Below are 19,482 nucleotides of genomic sequence, written 5' to 3'. Positions count from 1 at the left end.
TGTCAGATCTGTTAAGGTCTGGCGGGAAAATGTATGCTTTTGATCCCAGAATAAAGACACCTGCTTTGAACCAGCTTGGTGTCGCGAGAGGCGTAAGCCTGTCTTTTTCTGGATCAAATCAAGCGCGAGAAGGGCGTTTGGTGAATGCCTTGGCAGTAAGAGGCGATGAAAGACGTGATACTCTGCGATAAGCCATGGGGAGCTGAGAATAAGCTTTGATCCATGGATTTCTGAATGGGGGAACCCACCTGACAGTTTTCTATAATTGCTTCGGCAATTTATAGGCGGCTGAACCAGGTATTTATAGACTGAATACATAGGTTTATAAAAGCAAACCCGGGGAACTGAAACATCTAAGTACCCGGAGGAAAGGAAATCAATTGATACTCCCCTAGTAGCGGCGAGCGAACGGGGACCAGCCGAGCCTTGAGAGTGAATTGAATGGTCTGGAAAGGCCAACCATAGTGGGTGACAGTCCCGTAAATGAAGCTCAATAGGACGTATTAAGTAGGGCGGAACACGTGAAATTCTGTCTGAAGATCGGAGGACCACCTTCGAAGGCTAAGTACTCCTTACTGACCGATAGTGAACCAGTACCGTGAGGGAAAGGTGAAAAGCACCCCGACGAGGGGAGTGAAACAGTTTCTGAAACCGGACGCCTACAATCAGTCGGAGGCTCCTTGAGAGCTGACGGCGTACCTTTTGTATAATGGGTCATCGACTTGGTCTATCTAGCAAGCTTAAGCCGTTAGGTGTAGGCGCAGCGAAAGCGAGTCTTAATAGGGCGAATGAGTTAGATGGATCAGACCCGAAACCGAGTGATCTAGGCATGACCAGGATGAAGGTAAGGTAACACTTACTGGAGGTCCGAACCCACACCTGTTGAAAAAGGTCGGGATGAGTTGTGCCTAGGGGTGAAAGGCCAATCAAACTCGGAGATAGCTGGTTCTCCGCGAAATCTATTTAGGTAGAGCGTCATCCGAATACCCCGGGGGGTAGAGCACTGGATGGGTAATGGGGCCCCACAGGCTTACTGATCCTAACCAAACTCCGAATACCCGGGAGTACTAGATGGCAGACACACTGCGGATGCTAACGTCCGTAGTGAAGAGGGAAACAACCCTGACCTCCAGCTAAGGCCCCTAATTCATGGCTAAGTGGGAAAGCAGGTGAGACGGCCAAAACAACCAGGAGGTTGGCTTAGAAGCAGCCATCCTTTAAAGATAGCGTAACAGCTCACTGGTCTAAATAAGCTGTCTTGCGGCGAAGATGTAACGGGGCTCAAGCCATGAGCCGAAGCTGAGGATGCACATAGTGCATGGTAGCGGAGCGTAGTGTGACATAGTTCCATGCGTCTTTAGCCTTCTTCGGAAGGCGTTGGACGCAAGGAGCTTTCAGTGAAGCGGGCGCGTGAGCGATCCCGTGGAGAGATCACTAGTGAGAATGATGACATGAGTAGCGACAAACAGGGTGAGAGACCCTGTCGCCGAAAGTCCAAGGGTTCCTGCTTAAAGCTAATCTGAGCAGGGTAAGCCGGCCCCTAAGTCGAGGCAGAAATGCGTAGACGATGGGAACCACGTTAATATTCGTGGGCCAGGAGGATGTGACGGATCATGAAGGTTGTTCACTCTTATTGGATTGAGTGGGCCGCTAATTGGTTCCTGGAAATAGCCCTCCATCAGACCGTACCCTAAACCAACACAGGTGGACTGGTAGAGAATACCAAGGCGCTTGAGAGAACTATCTTGAAGGAACTCGGCAAAATACCTCCGTAAGTTCGCGAGAAGGAGGCCCAGTGTTTACGCAAGTAGATACTGGGGGCACAAACTAGGGGGTGGCGACTGTTTACTAAAAACACAGGGCTCTGCGAAGTCGCAAGACGACGTATAGGGTCTGACGCCTGCCCGGTGCCTGAAGGTTAAAAGGAGGGGTGAGAGCTCTGAATTGAAGCCCAGGTAAACGGCGGCCGTAACTATAACGGTCCTAAGGTAGCGAAATTCCTTGTCGGGTAAGTTCCGACCTGCACGAATGGCGTAACGACTTCCCCGCTGTCTCCAAGATAGACTCAGCGAAATTGAATTGCCTGTCAAGATGCAGGCTTCCCGCGGTTAGACGGAAAGACCCCGTGCACCTTTACTACAGCTTCACATTGGCATTAGGCCGAGCATGTGCAGGATAGGTGGTGGGCTTTGAAGCGTGAACGCCAGTTTGCGTGGAGCCTCCCTTGAGATACCACCCTTGCTCTGCTTGATGTCTAACCGCGGTCCATTATCTGGATCCGGGACCCTGTGTGGCGGGTAGTTTGACTGGGGCGGTCGCCTCCTAAAGCGTAACGGAGGCGCGCGAAGGTTGGCTCAGAGCGGTCGGAAATCGCTCGTTGAGTGCAATGGCAGAAGCCAGCCTGACTGCAAGACTGACAAGTCGAGCAGAGTCGAAAGACGGCCATAGTGATCCGGTGGTCCCGAGTGGAAGGGCCATCGCTCAACGGATAAAAGGTACGCCGGGGATAACAGGCTGATACTGCCCAAGAGTCCATATCGACGGCAGTGTTTGGCACCTCGATGTCGGCTCATCTCATCCTGGGGCTGGAGCAGGTCCCAAGGGTACGGCTGTTCGCCGTTTAAAGAGGTACGTGAGCTGGGTTTAGAACGTCGTGAGACAGTTCGGTCCCTATCTGCCGTGGGTGTAGGATACTTGAGAGGAGTTGCCCCTAGTACGAGAGGACCGGGGTGAACGATCCACTGGTGTACCAGTTGTTCCGCCAGGAGCAGTGCTGGGTAGCTATGATCGGACAGGATAACCGCTGAAGGCATCTAAGCGGGAAGCCCCCCTCAAAACAAGGTATCCCTGAGGACCGAGGTAGACCACCTCGTCGATAGGCCAGAGATGTAAGTGCAGCAATGCATTCAGTTGACTGGTACTAATTGTCCGATAGGCTTGATTTGATCCAGTAAAAGCTAGGCTTTTAGCTGGACATCAGCATACATCACATAAGATGACTTGACTTGGAATTTTGATAGGCTTTTTTTGGTTTGGTGGTCATAGCACAAGCGAAACACCCGGCTCCATTCCGAACCCGGCCGTTAAGCGCTGTTGCGCCGATGGTACTGCATCCTAAGGTGTGGGAGAGTAGGTCACCGCCAAACCTAATAAAGCCTATCATGGACCCGCCGCGAGGCTGGCCGATATCTCTCTTTCGAATGTCTCATACAAATAAGCACCCCTCAGGGGTGCTTTTTGCGTTCAAAAACAATCCAAAAGTAAAAAAAATCCATAAATACAACAAGCTGTTTTGTTCGAGCCAGCCAGTTGGGCTCAATGAGAGCTTGGATGTGAGTGTGCGCAAGCTACTGAACTGCAACCAAAGCGCGCAGAGCCCGCAACCCAAAACGAGACGCAGAGATGGATTGGTGGAATTACCCCAAACTACCGATGCAAGGCTCACAGGCGTTAGGTGAGTCACATCTATAATGTAGAGAAGGTGAGAGGCTGATCACGACCCAAGCGGGGCTCGTTGCGGCTGCTTCCTTCCGGATCTGACCGGGTTGGCGAGGCGCCTGCCCGCGCCAACCTCTCGATGGCAGATATAGGGAGCCCTGCTGAGATTGGCAAGGGCTTCTAAGCTACTACACTTTCGCTCAGCTGCTAGCCACGAACGCGGTTTGCGGCACTAAGCTGAATTCTTTTAGGCGAAATCCGCTAGTTGTGGACCACCAGAGGCCAAGCCTCTCTGGTTTGGCCTGCCCGAGAGGCAGATGCGCATTTCTGCAAAGCCCTGCGATGTCTCTCGAACAAACTCTATGCCGCAGTCTGGTTTGCTTTCAGCGCGCTGTGACGTGAGGAAATGGGCGCTGGCGTTTGGGGTTGGCTTGAAACGCCACGATGGCTTTGTCTTGAGGTCTAAGGTCGCTGCGTTGACAATGTAGGAACTTAAGATTGAGCGGCAGCTCTGGCCTGTATCCAAGATCAGTCGCGGCACATCTGCTTCGTCCATCTCTGGCAAGACGCCGCGCGCACGAAATGAGCTGGCGGCAAGTACAAAGAGTGTATCGTCTGCAACGGGTTTTCCCTGATACGTCAATGCGCTGATACGCCTGCCACTGTTCTTTAGCCGCTCTCTACGCTCGTTGAAGAGTGCGGGCTTGGAGAGGTCAATTTCGTAGGTGAGCTGGGGAATAACATCAAATAGGTAGCCGGGGAAACTTGGGTTGAGAAGCGCCTGTCCTTGGCTTCCGATGGGGATCTGGTTGAAGATGCTAGCGCTCATTTCAAGCCATACACGGAGGGCTTTACCAGTGATGAGCAAAGCACACAGCGTATCAGGAAAACTGTAGATCTTATCCAGATCACGTAGACGGATCGTGCCGGCTGGGATGTGACAAAAGTGTGTCGCACCGTTGAGACCGCCAGTACGCACGGGAGCGGCCACAGTAAGAACGGGAAGGTGGGACCATCTTGTGTCTTCAAGCTTTGCCTTGACTGCATTTTCGAATGTCTCTGCCAGAAGCTGAAGTCCAGAATTGTTGGCAACAAGAGCAAAGAAGCTGTCGATCTGGCTTGTGGTTTGTCCGAGAGGCTTTGCGACGGCCAAGACTGTTTCATCGTGATCTTGGGCAAGTGCGTCTACGATTTCTACGCTCTCAGGAGCTTTAGGCGCATTTTGTTTCATTTGCATCTCAGCGCTCTCAATGCGCCACGCGTCATCTCCTTGCGAAAACATCAGGTCTATTTGCCCAACATATTCTCCCAACGCGCCCGAAATCATCACGGGGGTTTGGGGCTGTGAAACTTCCACAACGCCTTGTTTGGGGGCGGGTAGCAGCTCGTGGGTATGTCCGCCTAGGACGACATCGACCCCATGGAGGGGAGTAATCTCGGCTTCAATCGCTTCTCGGCCGCAGTGTGCAAGCACAATGACAATATCGACTCCTTCGCGCTTCATATCCGCAATGGCACGCGAGAGAGCTGGTGCGATGGGCTCGCATGCAATGCTGGGATCAAGTCCTGCCGCGCCTTTAAGTGTTATGCTTGGCAGGCATCCTGTCACGCCAATGCGCAGCGGCGTGTCGTAACCGACAAAAGCGCGCTCCAGTATCACGTACCGTTTGAGCTGGGATGCGACATGGGGCGGAAGGAGGAGATTGGCCGAAACAAACGGAAAGTTTGCCTGAGACAGTGATGCTGCGAGGTGATCGATACCAAAGTCTAGATCGTGGTTTCCTATGGTTGCGGCATCGTACCCCAGAAGGTTCATCGCCGTGATCATTGGATGCGTGTCGTGATGTGTCTCAGGTTCTTGAGCGAGCCTGTCTGCGATTGGCGAGCCTTGCAGGAAATCACCTGTGTCGAACAACAGGCAAGGTTGATCTATGGCTTTGGCGTTTTCGATTTGCAGCGCAGATCGCGACAGACCGCGACGGGCAAAAAAGTTGTTGTTGTTGTAGTCAAATGCAAGGGCATGGGCATGCAAATCAGTGGTTTGCAAGATGCGAAGCATGGCGCTTTGCTGCTCAGTTGACTTGCATTGATCTACCAGCTGGCTCACCTCGCATTTTTCGGGGCGTAACGGTTAACTTGTTTATAGATGAAGCGTAGCACGCCTTGATTGAATATTACAACTAAGGACAGAGCGCTAATGTGCCGCGGCTTTCCAAGCGTTGGGAAGGAGGATAGAACTTTCCGAGAGCAAAGGTGGGGCGAAAATGAAACTGGCAGAAACCGTAACATTTGGAGGCTCGGGGCTGGATCGTGCGGCGGAGGTTCGGGGCCAACCTGACGCTCTTTCGCAAGCCATAGCCGATGGTCAGGCAGAAACCATTTTGCTTTGGCGGGGAAAGCCACTCTTAGAGGGAGATGCGCGCGAGCGCTTGGCCCGTCTCCCTATGGATCATGTTGTCCTACAAGAACACGGAAAAGAGCCCATCTTGCTGGGACGCGAAACGGATGGGCGATTGGTTTTTGTCAGTGATATTTCTGATTGGGTTCCGCACGAGGTTGATGAAGCGGCACTCGGAGCTTTCTTTGATCCGACCGAACAGCAACACCCACTGCTGCTAGAAACGCAATTTTTTCAGGAACTGCGTGGCGCAATGACCCGTCTTTCGCCGCGGGATGCAGAATTGGCGGCGACGGCGCGCGCTGTCCTGGGTTGGCACAGATCGCATCGTTTCTGTGCGGCTTGTGGGACGGAGAGCCAAATGGCTATGGCTGGCTGGCAACGGTCTTGCCCTGCCTGTAACACACAGCATTTTCCGCGCACTGATCCTGTCGTCATTATGCTTATCACGCGTGGGAACTCTGTTTTGATGGGGCGCTCACCAGGCTGGCCTGAGGGTATGTATTCCCTTCTGGCGGGATTTGTGGAGCCTGGAGAAACTGTTGAAGCGGCTGTGCGCCGTGAAGTTTTTGAGGAGGCCGCAATCAATGTTGGTGCGGTGGGTTATCTGGCAAGCCAGCCTTGGCCATTTCCAAGCTCACTGATGATTGGCTGCTACGGACGTGCCGAAACGGATGCGATAACAATTGATCCGAATGAGATTGAGGATGCGCGTTGGTTCAGCCGTGAAGAAATTGCACTATCGTTTGCGGGCGAACATCCGACGTTAACGCCTGCTCGAAAGGGAGCGATAGCTCACTTTTTACTTTCGAACTGGCTTGCGGATCGGCTCAGATAGCTCCAAGTTATAATCAACTAAGTTAAGATTTCAGAGGCAGTGAGTATATGCAGTTTTCCGCAAAGCAAGATATTGAAGCGCCGATTGATCATGTTTTCTCTGCGGTGACTGATTTTGATGGATTTACAAGGCAGGCCTTGCGGCGAGGTGCCGACGTCTCGAGATTAGACAGTCTGGCTGGACCATGCGCTGGCATGGCTTGGGAGGTCAGCTTTGATTTTCGCGGGAAGAGGCGGAAAATGGGCATTGAGCTTCTTGACGTTCAAGCGCCGAGTGAGCTTCGTGCGAAAAGTCGTACCTCTGGTCTGGACGGCTTGCTGAGCGTCGAGCTTGTTGCGCTTTCAAAACATAGAACTCGGGTGGGTATTGAGCTTGTGCTTGCCCCCACCACACTGTCTGCACGACTCTTGGTACAATCGCTCAAGTTGGCTCGCGGCAGTCTTTCCAAAAGATTGCTCAAACGACTGGATAGCTTTGCTCAGGCCACAGAAGAGAGCTTCCGCAGGGTAAGCACTTAGGTGCTTGCAGACTTGTGTCACCTTGTTGGCTTGGATATTTGAATAGGTGCGCAAACAGGGAGAGAAAACATGACCAAATTTGATAAATCAAAGCTGCCAAGCCGCCACGTCACGGAGGGGCCATCAAAGGCGCCGCACCGTTCATTTTATCATGCGATGGGCATGACAGAAGAAGAGATCCATCAGCCGCTGGTGGGTGTGGCAACCTGCTGGAATGAAGCCGCTCCCTGTAATATTTCACTAAACCGTCAGGCTCAGGCTGCAAAAGCGGGCGTTCGAGAGGCCCACGGTAGCCCGCGAGAGTTTACCACCATCACTGTAACGGATGGGATCGCGATGGGGCACGAGGGCATGCGCTCGTCATTGGCGAGTCGTGAAGCGATTGCTGACACTGTTGAACTGACGATGCGGGGGCATTGCTATGATGCGCTTGTTGGTCTTGCGGGCTGTGACAAATCCTTGCCAGGAATGATGATGGCAATGGTGCGCCTCAATGTGCCGTCAGTTTTTGTTTACGGCGGTTCGATTTTGCCGGGTAAGGCGCCGACGGATGTGGGTATTCCTGAAGATCTTGCGGGGCGCGATCTCACTGTTCAGGATATGTTTGAGGCGGTTGGTCGGCATCAGGCCGGTACTTTGTCTAGCGAAGCGCTTGCTGTGCTGGAGCGCGTGGCGTGTCCGAGCGCTGGCGCCTGCGGTGGACAGTTTACGGCGAATACAATGGCTTGCGTGAGTGAAGCGATCGGTTTGGCTTTGCTCAACTCTTCAGGCGCACCAGCGCCGTACGAAAGCCGCGATCAGTATGCCGCAGCTTCTGGCGAAGCTGTCATGATGTTGCTTGAAAAGAACATTCGCGCGCGGGATGTGGTCACGCGTAAATCGCTAGAGAACGCGGCACGCGTTGTGGCCTGTACTGGCGGCAGCACCAATGCGGGGCTACACCTCCCTGCAATTGCGCATGAGGCAGGTATCGAATTTTACCTTGAAGATGTTTGTGACATTTTCCGGGACACACCCTATTTCGTCGACCTGAAACCAGGTGGTAATTATGTGGCAAAAGACCTTTATGAAGCGGGTGGCGTGCCTGTTGTGATGAAGGAATTGCGCAAGGCAGGCTTGCTGCACGAAGACTGCATGACCTCTGCGGGTGTGACGTTGGGCGAGGCGCTGGACGGGATCAAAGGCGAGGCCGATGGCCGCGTGATCTATCCGATCGAGACGCCAATCACCAAAACCGGTGGGGTTGTGGGCCTTAAGGGCAATATCGCTCCCGAAGGTGCGATTGTGAAAGTTGCAGGGATTGCACCTGAGCATCAGGTTTTCACAGGTCCAGCTCGGGTTTTTGAATGTGAGGAGGAGGCCTTTGAAGCGGTTCAAAAGCGCGCCTATGAGGAGGGCGAGGTGCTTGTCATTCGCAACGAGGGGCCTGCTGGCGGGCCTGGTATGCGCGAGATGCTGGCAACCACAGCTGCCTTGAGCGGACAAGGCATGGGCAAGAAAGTCGCGCTGATCACCGATGGCCGCTTTTCTGGCGCAACGCGTGGGTTTTGTGTGGGGCACGTTGGGCCAGAGGCTGCGCATGGCGGACCGATTGCCTTTTTGGCGACAGGGGACATTATCACGATTGATGCCATCAAGGGGGAACTCTCCGTTGATCTGAGCGAAGCCGAGCTTGCAGAACGTAAGACGCAATGGAAAGGGCCACGCGAAACGATTTATGCTTCGGGCGCTGTTTGGAAATTTGCACAGATGGTTGGCTCGACTTATCAGGGGGCGGTGACGCATCCCGGGGCCAAGGCGGAGAAGCATGTCTATATGGACCTCTAGCCATAAAACTTGGTCCTTTTTAAGGGGTATCATGGTTTTCACTTTGTTAACGGGCTGCCTTGAAGGGGCACCCGTTGGGCAAACCAATCTGTCGTCCGCTGAGAGCAAGGCTGCACAAGGTAGCTTTGCCTTGGCGAGCGCAACCATTGTTCCAGAGAAGGTGATTGCAGCAGGGCCGCGAGGCTTTTGCATCGACAAGCGATCTTTGAAGACGGGGCGGTCAGGTGGGTTTGCACTTCTCGTACCTTGTGCGGCACTTGATGCGCAGGCCCAAGTGCTTGGGCTGGATACCGCTATACTGACTTTACAGGCTCAACCTCAAAGGCTTCAGCGTGCGCCGACCACAGCAAATGGATTGGCTGAAGCTTTTAAGGACGAGCAGCCCATCTATGAAGAAACTGGCGATGGGATGAGTATCGTACAGCTGGCGCAAGGGGGCGATGCGCTCATCCCAAACGGAGAAGGGAAGCATTGGCGCGCCGCGCTGCGCTTCAATGGTTACTTGATTGGGCTTGCGGTTTATTCTGAGAAAGGTGGGGTGGCAGCAGGGGAAAACGGCAAGGCGCTTTTGATTGAGTTTGCTGAGGCTGTGCTTGCCGCAAGTCCTCTGAAACAGTTTGCTGTTGAGCCCGAATGATCACTTTGGTTTTGCAAAAATGAGACCTTTTCGTTAACTTTGTTTCCATTAAAGTAACAGTGAGTATTTTATTTAGAAAGTTAGTATCCTGGTTATGGCTTTGATGAAGAGCAACGCAGCATGGCGCAGAGCGCTATACCGGATAACACTCCGGAGATGGCAGCGCGCAGCGCAGCGCGCCAAGGATGCAAAGCTCGAGGCCCTGCGAACCGAACGGGCTGAGGCACGTAAAATAAAATCACAGTTAGATAGGCTCATTCACATAGCCGACGAGCGCCTTGCTTTGCCGATGGTGGGGTCACATGCGTTTGACAAGCCTTTTGACTCCGACTGGGCATGGCGGCCTGAGTTATGGCGTGGGCCTTTGCCAACACCTAGTCTAAGTTCGGCTGAAACGAAGTCCATGCTTGGTGATGAAGTGACTTTGTTCCATGACTGTCGCTACTCTGAGCTCACGTTGCGCCAATTGCGAAACCGCCGTGAGGCTGATCTTGCGCCCTATGGCCTTCGACTAGATGTCTTTAAGTTTGATGGCTCTTTCTTGTCTGTCGTTGTCGACTTACCTGAGGCTGCGGCCAACGGCTTGCTACGCAAGCATTTACTGCGCATCCAGACCATCGTTGAATGTGAAAAGCCGCTTGAGATATTTGCGCGCCTCAATGTCAAACATGGCCCAAACACCGAACAGATCGTTAGAGAACTGCCGTTGAACCAGCAAGATGTCATGGTTGAGTTTGATCTCGCTTATTCGAAAATGAACGAAAAACGTGTCGAGCGGATCTGGCTTGATCTTATCTTTGAGGGGCCAGAAATGAACCAAGTGACTTTGCGTGATTTAACTTTTAGCCGTAGACCAAGAGCCGAACTTTAGGGGGGCGAGTATGAGCGATTTTGTTGTCACAAAGCGCCGAATGATTCAGGCACGCTGGGAGGCCGTGGTCAGCCGTGTTGATGGCGAGGTTATTGCAGAGACACCCAAGTTTCCTGTTTTGCTAGACGGTAAGCAAGTGTTGGGGGTGACTTATAAGTCAGGCGATGATGGAGCATGGGAAATGTCGGTTCCTGTTCCTGCCGAGGCTGTAGCCGACGGTATCCGAACGATCGTCATTCTAGATGGAGAGACCCAAGAGTGCCTTGCGAGCATTTCTCTTTTGTCGGGAGAGGCATTGGACGAAGATTTGCGTGCCGAAGTGGATTTGATGCGACAGGAGCTCGATATGTTGAAGCGCGCTTTCCGCCGTCATTGTGTGGAAACAAACTGAGCCGATGAGCGATACACCAAATTTGAAAGACGAGGCGTTTTTTGCGCCGGACATGGCCGCGCTTTTCCCAAGCGAACGCAGCACACATAGGCCGCGTATCCTGTTGCTTTATGGGAGCTTGAGAAAAACCTCCTACAGCCGCCTGATGGCGGAAGAGGCTGCACGGATTCTGGAGCGGCTGGGCTGCGAGGCGCGGCTTTTCAATCCTTCAGGTTTGCCATTGGTTGACGATGCAACGGAAAATGACCCCAAGGTGCAGGAATTGCGCGAACTTGTTCTCTGGTGCGAGGGCATGGTTTGGTCAAGCCCAGAGCGCCATGGGGCCATGACGGGTCTTATGAAGACGCAAATTGATTGGATTCCGCTGGCGCCGATTGGTGGCGTGCGCCCAACCCAAGGTAAGACGCTTGCTGTGATGCAGGTGGAGGGTGGGAGCCAAAGCTTTAATACTGTCAACCAGCTGCGTATTTTGGGGCGCTGGATGCGGCTCTTGACCATTCCGAACCAGTCATCTGTCGCAAAAGCATGGGATGAGTTTGACGACAATGGGCGTATGAAGCCGTCGCCCTATTATGATCGCGTGGTGGATGTCATGGAGGAGCTGGTTAAGTTTACATGGCTCACTCGCGACATCAAAGAGCATCTTGTCGACCGCTATTCAGAGCGTGTCGAAAGCCGCGAAGCGCTTTCAGAGCGGGTCAACAAGCCGAAAGATTGACGCCGCGTTTGGGGTGACTTGACGCTCGTTTTGCCTCAGGTTTGCTCCAACGAGGAGTCTTACCATGCCGCAGTACCCACATATGCTTGCCCCGCTTGATTTGGGCCATACCACGCTTAAAAATCGCGTGATTATGGGCTCGATGCACACCAATCTTGAGGAAACCAAAGACTGGAATCGTGTCGCCGAGTTTTATGCGGAGCGCGCGCGGGGCGGTGCTGCACTGATGGTTACGGGTGGGATTGCACCCAATAAAGAGGGGGGCGTCTTTCCTGGTGCAGCAGGGCTTTATACCGAGACCGATATCGCCAACCATAAGATCGTCACCGACCGTGTGCATGCCGCAGGTGGAAAAATTGCCATGCAAATTTTGCATGCGGGGCGCTATGCGTATGGGCCTGACTGTGTGAGCGCGAGCGCTGTGAAGTCGCCGATCTCGCCGTTTGTCCCCAAGGAACTCGACGAAGACGGTATTGAAAAGCAAATCGCTGCTTTTGCGAGCGCTGCGGTCAACGCGAAAGCGGCGGGCTATGACGGCGTGGAAGTGATGGGCTCAGAGGGCTACTTCATCAACCAGTTTCTGGTAACACATGTAAACAAACGGGAAGACCGCTGGGGGGGCTCATATGAGAACCGCATGCGCCTTGCGATCGAGATTATGAAGAGAGTGCGGGCCGCAGTCGGCGAGGACTTCATCATTATCTATCGTTTGAGCATGATTGATCTCATTCCGAACGGTTCGACGCATGAGGAAGTCGTGCAGCTTGCTCAGGAAGTTGAGAAGGCCGGTGCTACGATGATCAACACCGGTATTGGCTGGCATGAGGCGCGTATTCCTACGATTGCAACCAGTGTGCCGCGTGCAGGCTTTGCTTGGGTTACAAAAAAGCTGATGGGCAAGGTGGGAATTCCACTGATCACATCTAACCGTATTAATATGCCTGATGTCGCCGAAAGCGTCTTGGCCGATGGCTGTGCTGACCTTGTAAGTATGGCGCGGCCGTTTCTCGCCGATCCTCACTTTGTGTTGAAGGCGGAGCAAGGCCGCGCAGACGAGATCGCGCCTTGTATTGCGTGTAATCAGGCATGCCTTGATCATACATTCCAAGGAAAAATTTCAAGCTGTCTTGTCAATCCGCGCGCGTGTTTTGAGACCGAGCTGACGCTTGAACGCACAGATGCCCCCAAGACTGTTGCTGTTGTCGGGGCGGGACCTGCCGGAATGAGCACGGCTATTGCAGCTGCGCAACGGGGACACAAAGTGACAGTCTTTGACCGCGCTGATGAAGTCGGCGGGCAGCTGAATATGGCTAAGCAAATCCCTGGCAAGGAAGAGTTCTGGGGCTTTGTCGACTGGTTTGGCACGATGGCCGCGAAGCATGGTGTCAGGCTTGAACTTGGACGCGAAGTTGGAGCGGACGATCTTAACGGTTTTGACGAGGTCATTGTGGCGACGGGTGTCCTGCCGCGTGATCCAAAGATTGAGGGGCAAGATATGCCCCATGTCCTGAGCTATGTAGATGTTCTACGCGGCAAGGCGCAGGTTGGTAAGCGTGTTGCGGTTATTGGTGCGGGGGGAATTGGCTTTGATGTGAGCGAATTTCTTGTTCATGAAGGGGTAAGCACGACGCTGGACCTTGCGGAATGGAAAGAGGAATGGGGCGTAGGTGATCCGTCCGAGACGCGTGGCGGCCTTGCGCCAGCTGGGCCACAGCCAGACGCGCCTGCACGGGAAGTGATCTTGCTTCAGCGCAAGGCAGAGCGACACGGAAAGCGGCTTGGTAAGACGACGGGCTGGATCCATCGGGCTGCGCTGAAAATGAAGAACGTCGAGATGATCGGGGGCGTAAATTATGAGCGTATCGACGCTGATGGGCTTCATGTAAGTTTTGGCGAGGCGCGGGAAAACCCAACTTTGGTGAAGTGCGATACGATTGTGATGTGTGCTGGTCAGGTCAGTGAACGCTCATTGGCTGACGCTCTGGAGGCGAAGGGCGTCTCTGTGCATGTGATTGGCGGTGCTGATGTGGCAGGGGAGCTCGATGCGAAGCGGGCTATTGATCAAGGCACACGGCTGGCAGCAGTACTCTAAGCGATGAATTGCGGTTGTGCGCGTTGGCCGGTTCCGGGTGATATGACCGCCTCGATCTGAGCCAGAAACTCTTTTTAAGAAAAAGACTTAGAGCAGAGCTTCTTTTGCGGCTTTGAGCTTTGCTTTGGATTTGATCTCGCGGTTCAGGCGTAGAAACTCCGCTTGAGTAGCGGCAGGGTTTGCTGTGTTCTGACGTAAAATAGGGCGCAGGGAACTGCGGAGTTCTGGTGGAATTGTCATTAGATCAAGCAAGGCTGCGGCAGGTCCTTCGCGGGCCGAGCTGTAGTCTTCCAGAGCAGCCATGATCACGGGCACTGGAGAGAGGGCGCGCGCAAGTTTTTGCGCTTCGGCTTCAGGGCCAAGAAGTTTTGGAAAGCGGGCACGGAAACTTACATAGTCATCTGTGATGCGGATTGAACGGAGCAGGTGACCATATACAGAGCGTAGCCAGCTTTCGCGTTCCCGAGTTGTATAAAAGAACGTGATTTCTGTGCTCGGGCCGAAACGGCGACGCAGTTCGGAGATAATCACTTTCGCCAACCGTTTGGCAGGGCGCTGGTAGGATGTCATCAGGCGACCTGAAAGAGTGTGGTGACCGGGCATTCCGCCAGAGAATGTCTCGCGCGACAGGACGATCAGGGAATGATCAGGGATGTTCTCAAGAAAAGCGCGAAAAGCGTGACGGAATTTGATGAGCCGGTGTGGAAAGGGGCGCTGGGCATAGATGCGTGCCTGTGTGCCCGCGTCCAAGAAATCCATTTTGCCATAGTAGGCCATGTAGGGCGCGAGAGATGATTTGTTCTGGTAGAGAAAGTCTTGCAGGCTGGTTGTACCTGTTTTGTGAAAGCCAGCGTGGACAATGACGCGGATCGGGGCGGTGGTCATTCAAAGAGACCTTCAGGGGGATCGGCGATTATACGGCCAGAGGCAAGGTCGACTGTCGGCACGGCGGCCCGTGTGAAGGGCATCAGAACCGTGCTGCTGCCGCCTTTGATCTGAACTTCCAGAAGATCACCTGCGCCGTGGTTTTGCACGGCTTTGACGCGGCCCAGTTCAGTTCCGCCTGTATCAAGCACGTTCAGGCCTATGAGGTCTGCGTGATAAAACTCGTCGTCTGGCAGGGAAGGCAATTGGCCGCGGTCCGCATAGAGTTGTGTTCCACGCAGGGCATCGGCCTCTTCTTTGGTGGATACACCGCTGATGCGTGCTGAAAAACCATTGTTGATTTGGCGGGTAATTGTAACAGAGAAGCTGCGCGCTCCATCCTCGGAGAAGAGGGGCGTATAGTTCGCAATGTCTTGGGGGTTGGCTGTAAAACTCTTGAGGCGGATTTCACCACGGACGCCAAATGCGCCTGCAATGGCTCCAACGCAAACATGCTCGCTCATGGGCGGGCTCCTTCACAGAGGCCAGTTTTGACATTGCCGCCTGCATTGAGACAGCGGTCAGCATGGCTGGATTTTTCGTAGACGACACCTCCAAGAAAGGCTGCGCCGATCAAGACGATAGTGCGTATCGGGCGAAAAAGAAAGCGCATGCGCAGGGTGCAAAACGGGCTGGAACCGTAAGGCTCCAGCCCATACTTGCTTAGCTTTCAGCTGCTTCTTCAGCCGCTGGAGCCTCTTCAGCAGGGGCTTCTTCGGCTGGCGCAGCAGCGGCTTCAGCAGCGGCTGCTGCTTTGGCTGCTTTTTCTTCAACGCGGTCCTTGGCTTTTTTGCCTGGCTCGCCTTTTTTCATGTTGGCGCGCTCTTTCTTCTCGAGCAGGCCAGCAGCTTCAAGCATACGAGCAACGCGGTCTGTTGGTTGTGCACCTTCACCGAGCCAGTACTTGATACGGTCAAGGTCAAGCTTCACGCGCTCTTCGCTGTCTTTGGCGAGGAGTGGATTGTATGTGCCGAGTTTCTCGATGAAACGGCCGTCACGTGGCATACGGCTGTCTGTTGCAACAACGCGGTAGAAAGGGCGCTTTTTTGAGCCGCCGCGTGCGAGACGAATTTTCATAGCCATGGTGTGTTCTCCTTAAATGGCGTTACAGGCATGGGCCTGTTATTCTTGGTGTTTTTGGTGGTGCTGAATAACTTCAGCGATGATGAAGTTAAGAAACTTCTTGGCAAATTCAGGGTCTAGATCGGCCTGAATTGCCAAATCTTCGAGCCGTGTGATCTGGGCTGCTTCACGCGCAGGATCAGACGGGGGAAGGTCGTGTGCGGCTTTAAGAGCGCCCACCGCTTGGGTGTGTTTGAAGCGCTCGCCGAGTGTATAGACGAGAATGGCATCGAGGCGGTCGATGCTTTCGCGATGCTCCTTGAGAAGCGTTGCAGCTTGCGTAACAGGATCAGTCAAGCGCCCATCCTTTCGGTTTGAAGAGCGGATCAGCGTAGTGGCTGATCTCCATGTCGATGCCGTGAGCGAGTTGTGTGCCATCGAGTTTTGCGGGCGATGGATGGCGGTAGACCGCATCAGACCCATCGATTGTAACAGCCTCGTTGTCACGTTTCGCGCCAAGGCGTTCGGCAAGACGGATGCTGTCGAGGTTTTTGGGATCAAGATAGCTGACTGCTGTCTCCCAACCTTGATGCTTATAATAATAATCTCGCGCGGCGTGGGTTGCCTCTAGGGCATAGCCCTTGCCTGCTTTGTCAGGCCAGATAATCCAAGCGATTTCCGCCTCGGGCCAGCGCGCAGGTTTCCAGCCGCCGGCCATGCCGTAGGTTTCGTCTGTTTCTTTGTCGTGGATCATCCACATGCCAAAGCCGCGAATGTTCCAATGACCGATTTCCGCAGCATAGAGCATCCATGCCTCATATGCATTCAGAGGCCCGCCCATGAAGCGTGAACGGTAGCTTGAAAACGTGGCTTTGAAGTCGGGGTAGTCTTCGGCTTCAGGGCCACGCAGAATCAGGCGTTTCGTTTCGAGAACAGGGATGTTTGCGGTGTGCATTATGCGGCCCTCCCAACGTAGCGCAGTGTGATCTCAGCCTCGTCCGCAGCTTCTTGTGCAAAGCCAAGCTGGCTTGCTGCTCTAAGTGAAGGCACATTTTTTGCGTCTATATAAGTGACAGGTGCGAAGCGATTCATCTGGCCTGTGAGGTGAGACAATGCCGCGCGACCTGCTTCAAGCGCGTAGCCTTGGCGCTGATCGGCGGTCATGATTGCCCCTGCAAAGCTCGGCTCTGGCTTGTCTGCGCGCGGGAGTAGGCCAACCCAGCCGATGAAACGGTCAGTCGCCCTGATGGCTACGTGCCAGAGGCCGTATCCATAAAGCGCCCAGCTTCCGATTGTTGAGAGCATGGCTGTTTGTGTCGCGCCAGCGCTCATCGGGCCGCCAACAAAAGCGCTACCTTCTGTTTCGAAGAACGCAGTCAGCGGTGCCAGATCGTTTACTTTAGGGCCTCGAAGGCGCAAGCGTTCTGTTTCGATTACGGGGATCAGGGGCGCACTCATGCGTAGGCCTCCATTCCACCGTTTTCGAGTGCGTTTGGCGCAAGGTGGCGCCAGATTTCGATCGGGCCGTATTCAGGGTCTTCGTATGTTTTTTCAAATTGGGCGCCAAGGCGGCGCGCTACTGCTTTGGAGCCTTCGTTGTTAGGTCCGATCTGGCTAATGGCTGTATCCCAACCGAGCACATCGTAAGCATAGGCGCGCGCTGAGAGAGCGGCTTCGGTTGCGTAGCCTTTTCCAGTCGCGTGGTTCATCAGTGTCCAGCCGATTTCACGTTCGGCCCAGCCTTGGGGGAACCAGAGGCCTGTGCGGCCCATGTAGTGACCTGTGGTTTTTTCCTCTAGAGCCCAGAAGCCGAAGCCGCGGAAGGCCCAGTGACCGACCATCATGGCGAGCATCCGCCACGTGCGGTGCTCAGGTTGGGGGCCTCCAACAAATCTAGAGGCGTCCGTGGCGTAAAACTCCGCTTCTGCGCGGAAGTCCTCCTCGCGGTGCGCCCGTAAAATCAGGCGTTCGGTTTCCAGTGTGGGGATGGAGAGGCTCAGCATTGGCTTATTTCTTCTTCCCAAAGCCAGAAAGACCGGAAGGCAGCCCCGTTCCGCCACCAAGGCCAGGCAGTTTGCCCGATGCTCCAAGCTGTTTGGCTGCTGCTTCCATGGCGGCGGGGTCCATGCCTTGGCCGAGTTCTGCTGGGAGGCCGCCTTTGCCGCCGAACATGCCCTTCATGGCTTGTTTCAGCATGCCGCCTTTACCCTTGCCCAACTTTTTCATCATGTCCGACATTTGGCGGTGCATTTTAAGAAGCTTGTTTAGGTCTGAGACTTCCATGCCTGCACCCGCAGCGATGCGCTTTTTGCGCGAGGCTTGAAGGATTTGTGGGTTGGCGCGTTCGCGTTTTGTCATAGATTGAACGAGGGCGATTTGGCGCGTGATGATCTTGTCGTCAAAGCCTGCGTCTTGCACTTGCTTTGCCATTTTCCCCATGCCTGGCATCATGCCCATGATGCCTTCCATGCCGCCCATTTTCTGCATTTGCTCTAGCTGCATCTTAAGGTCGTTCATGTTGAACTGACCCTTCTGGAAGCGCTTCATCATGCGCTCGGCTTGTTCCGCCTCGATCGTGTCTTGGGCTTTCTCGACCAGCGCAACGATATCACCCATTCCGAGGATACGGCCTGCGATACGCTCTGGCTCGAATGTTTCGAGTGCGTCCATTTTCTCGCCGAGGCCAACAAAACGGATGGGCTTTCCTGTAACGGCGCGCATCGAAAGCGCAGCACCGCCGCGCCCGTCACCGTCCATACGGGTGAGAACTACGCCGGTGATGCCAATCTTAGCATCAAATTCTTCGGCCACTTCAACCGCAACCTGACCTGTAAGGCCGTCAACGACAAGAAGGGTTTCGCGAGGATCAACCACTGCGGCCACATCCTGCACTTCTTTCATCAGGACTTCATCGATCTGGAGGCGGCCAGCCGTATCTAGCATATAAACGTCATATCCACCCAACGCCGCTTGCTGCTTGGCGCGCTTGGCGATGTCGACTGGAGTCTGACCTTTGACGATGGGTAGTGTGTCAACACCGATCTGTGCGCCGAGTATGGCCAATTGGTCCATCGCGGCGGGGCGGTAGATATCGAGCGAGGCGAGAAGGACCTTTTTGCCCTCGCGTTCTTTGAGACGCTTCGCGATTTTGCCTGTTGTCGTGGTTTTGCCGCCGCCCTGAAGGCCGACCATTAAGATCGGCGCTGGGGGGTTGTCGATCTTTAGGCGGCCAGGGTCTTCAGCGCCTTTAAGGGTATCCACCAGCGCGTCGTGCACGATCTTGACGACTTGCTGGCCAGGTGTGACCGATTTTGTAACCGCTTGACCAGTAGCCTGATCCTGAACCTTTTTGACAAACTCTCGGGCAACGGGGAGCGACACGTCTGCCTCAAGCAGAGCAACACGGACTTCACGCAGCGCTGTTTTAACATCGTCTTCCGAGAGCGCGCCTTGTTTGGTGAGGCGATCAAAGACACCCGATAGGCGTTCGGACAGATTCTCAAACATCGTTCGGTTCCTTCACCGTTTCGTTCTGACCCGACAAAACAATCGGGCCGCCCAATGACAATAAGCCCCCGTGGGCGAAACTCGCTGACGGGGGGCGATCTCGACTGGCGAGACCGGAAGATTCGAGACTTCCGTATGATTGCGGGACGTTTACCGTGTCGAGGTGGTGTGGTCAAGTTGTCCTGTGGGACGTCTGAGCCAGCAAATATGTGCCACATTTTTACCATAACAGACGTTGGCGCGACAATACGCTTGATGCAG

The 19,482-nt window shown here is 54.2% G+C and carries 17 protein-coding genes, 2 rRNA genes and 1 other RNA gene; 10 read left to right on the top strand and 10 right to left on the bottom strand.

All coding sequences use genetic code 11. The features are described 5' to 3' along the window. Window positions 1-116 precede the first annotated feature (116 nt). Window positions 117-2,945: ribosomal RNA gene (locus DSM117340_RS12880) — 23S ribosomal RNA — on the top strand. Window positions 2,946-3,031: 86 nt separating this feature from the next. After that, a 5S ribosomal RNA gene (gene rrf / locus DSM117340_RS12875) occupies window positions 3,032-3,146 on the top strand. Between the two features lie 333 nt (window positions 3,147-3,479). On the opposite strand, the gene ffs is transcribed toward rrf, so the two are convergent. Beyond that, an RNA gene (gene ffs / locus DSM117340_RS12870) (signal recognition particle sRNA small type) lies at window positions 3,480-3,577 on the bottom strand. Window positions 3,578-3,685: 108 nt separating this feature from the next. Next, entirely contained in the window at window positions 3,686-5,497 is a 1,812-nt protein-coding gene (locus tag DSM117340_RS12865; protein WP_354689679.1) for a 5'-nucleotidase C-terminal domain-containing protein, read from the bottom strand. 205 nt (window positions 5,498-5,702) lie between these two features. On the opposite strand from DSM117340_RS12865, the gene nudC reads away from it, so the two are divergent. From nudC to DSM117340_RS12825, 8 genes are all read left to right on the top strand, one after another. Next, entirely contained in the window at window positions 5,703-6,674 is a 972-nt protein-coding gene (gene nudC / locus DSM117340_RS12860) for an NAD(+) diphosphatase (RefSeq protein WP_089892358.1), read from the top strand. Window positions 6,675-6,913: 239 nt separating this feature from the next. Then, complete coding sequence (locus DSM117340_RS12855; protein ID WP_273496898.1) at window positions 6,914-7,192, top strand: hypothetical protein; 279 nt, start codon at window positions 6,914-6,916, stop codon at window positions 7,190-7,192. Between the two features lie 69 nt (window positions 7,193-7,261). Next, window positions 7,262-9,019, top strand: a complete 1,758-nt coding sequence (ilvD, locus tag DSM117340_RS12850; RefSeq protein ID WP_089892352.1) for a dihydroxy-acid dehydratase — start codon at window positions 7,262-7,264, stop codon at window positions 9,017-9,019. 31 nt (window positions 9,020-9,050) lie between these two features. Next, on the top strand, window positions 9,051-9,656 hold the full coding sequence (locus DSM117340_RS12845; protein ID WP_089892348.1) for a hypothetical protein: 606 nt from the start codon (window positions 9,051-9,053) through the stop codon (window positions 9,654-9,656). Window positions 9,657-9,750: 94 nt separating this feature from the next. Beyond that, on the top strand, window positions 9,751-10,527 hold the full coding sequence (locus DSM117340_RS12840; protein ID WP_089892345.1) for a DUF6478 family protein: 777 nt from the start codon (window positions 9,751-9,753) through the stop codon (window positions 10,525-10,527). 10 nt (window positions 10,528-10,537) lie between these two features. Then, window positions 10,538-10,918: a hypothetical protein gene (locus tag DSM117340_RS12835; protein ID WP_089892342.1), complete on the top strand. Its 381-nt coding sequence runs from the start codon at window positions 10,538-10,540 to the stop codon at window positions 10,916-10,918. A gap of 4 nt (window positions 10,919-10,922) precedes the next feature. Further along, a complete protein-coding gene (arsH, locus tag DSM117340_RS12830; RefSeq protein ID WP_089893630.1) occupies window positions 10,923-11,636 on the top strand; it encodes an arsenical resistance protein ArsH in 714 nt (237 codons plus the stop codon). 64 nt (window positions 11,637-11,700) lie between these two features. Continuing rightward, entirely contained in the window at window positions 11,701-13,728 is a 2,028-nt protein-coding gene (locus DSM117340_RS12825) for an NADPH-dependent 2,4-dienoyl-CoA reductase (protein WP_089892339.1), read from the top strand. An 87-nt stretch (window positions 13,729-13,815) separates the two neighbouring features. Here the strand turns inward: DSM117340_RS12825 and DSM117340_RS12820 are convergent, their stop codons facing one another. From DSM117340_RS12820 to ffh, 8 genes are all read right to left on the bottom strand, one after another. Further along, the gene (locus tag DSM117340_RS12820; protein WP_271437465.1) at window positions 13,816-14,613 is read right to left on the bottom strand and encodes a hypothetical protein; all 798 of its coding nucleotides are present in this window, start codon (window positions 14,611-14,613) and stop codon (window positions 13,816-13,818) included. Further along, window positions 14,610-15,116, bottom strand: a complete 507-nt coding sequence (gene rimM / locus DSM117340_RS12815; RefSeq protein ID WP_089892332.1) for a ribosome maturation factor RimM — start codon at window positions 15,114-15,116, stop codon at window positions 14,610-14,612. The genes DSM117340_RS12820 and rimM overlap by 4 nt, the downstream gene beginning before the upstream one ends. 199 nt (window positions 15,117-15,315) lie before the next feature. Then, window positions 15,316-15,735: a 30S ribosomal protein S16 gene (rpsP, locus tag DSM117340_RS12810; protein WP_089892329.1), complete on the bottom strand. Its 420-nt coding sequence runs from the start codon at window positions 15,733-15,735 to the stop codon at window positions 15,316-15,318. 39 nt (window positions 15,736-15,774) lie between these two features. After that, the gene (locus DSM117340_RS12805; protein ID WP_089892326.1) at window positions 15,775-16,071 is read right to left on the bottom strand and encodes a chorismate mutase; all 297 of its coding nucleotides are present in this window, start codon (window positions 16,069-16,071) and stop codon (window positions 15,775-15,777) included. Next, the gene (locus DSM117340_RS12800; RefSeq protein WP_089892322.1) at window positions 16,064-16,669 is read right to left on the bottom strand and encodes a GNAT family N-acetyltransferase; all 606 of its coding nucleotides are present in this window, start codon (window positions 16,667-16,669) and stop codon (window positions 16,064-16,066) included. The genes DSM117340_RS12805 and DSM117340_RS12800 overlap by 8 nt, the downstream gene beginning before the upstream one ends. Beyond that, window positions 16,669-17,172 (bottom strand): GNAT family N-acetyltransferase, encoded by a 504-nt coding sequence (locus DSM117340_RS12795; protein ID WP_089892319.1) that lies wholly within the window; start codon window positions 17,170-17,172, stop codon window positions 16,669-16,671. Before DSM117340_RS12795 ends, DSM117340_RS12800 begins: the two co-directional genes overlap by 1 nt. Beyond that, window positions 17,169-17,717: a GNAT family N-acetyltransferase gene (locus tag DSM117340_RS12790; RefSeq protein ID WP_089892316.1), complete on the bottom strand. Its 549-nt coding sequence runs from the start codon at window positions 17,715-17,717 to the stop codon at window positions 17,169-17,171. Before DSM117340_RS12790 ends, DSM117340_RS12795 begins: the two co-directional genes overlap by 4 nt. Before the next feature lie 4 nt (window positions 17,718-17,721). Beyond that, the gene (gene ffh / locus DSM117340_RS12785; RefSeq protein WP_089892311.1) at window positions 17,722-19,221 is read right to left on the bottom strand and encodes a signal recognition particle protein; all 1,500 of its coding nucleotides are present in this window, start codon (window positions 19,219-19,221) and stop codon (window positions 17,722-17,724) included. Window positions 19,222-19,482 lie beyond the last annotated feature (261 nt).

The sequence above is a fragment of the Lentibacter algarum genome (genome assembly GCF_040580765.1).
Taxonomy (GTDB): Bacteria; Pseudomonadota; Alphaproteobacteria; order Rhodobacterales; family Rhodobacteraceae; genus Lentibacter; species Lentibacter algarum.
This window is presented reverse-complemented; position numbering and strand designations above follow the sequence as displayed.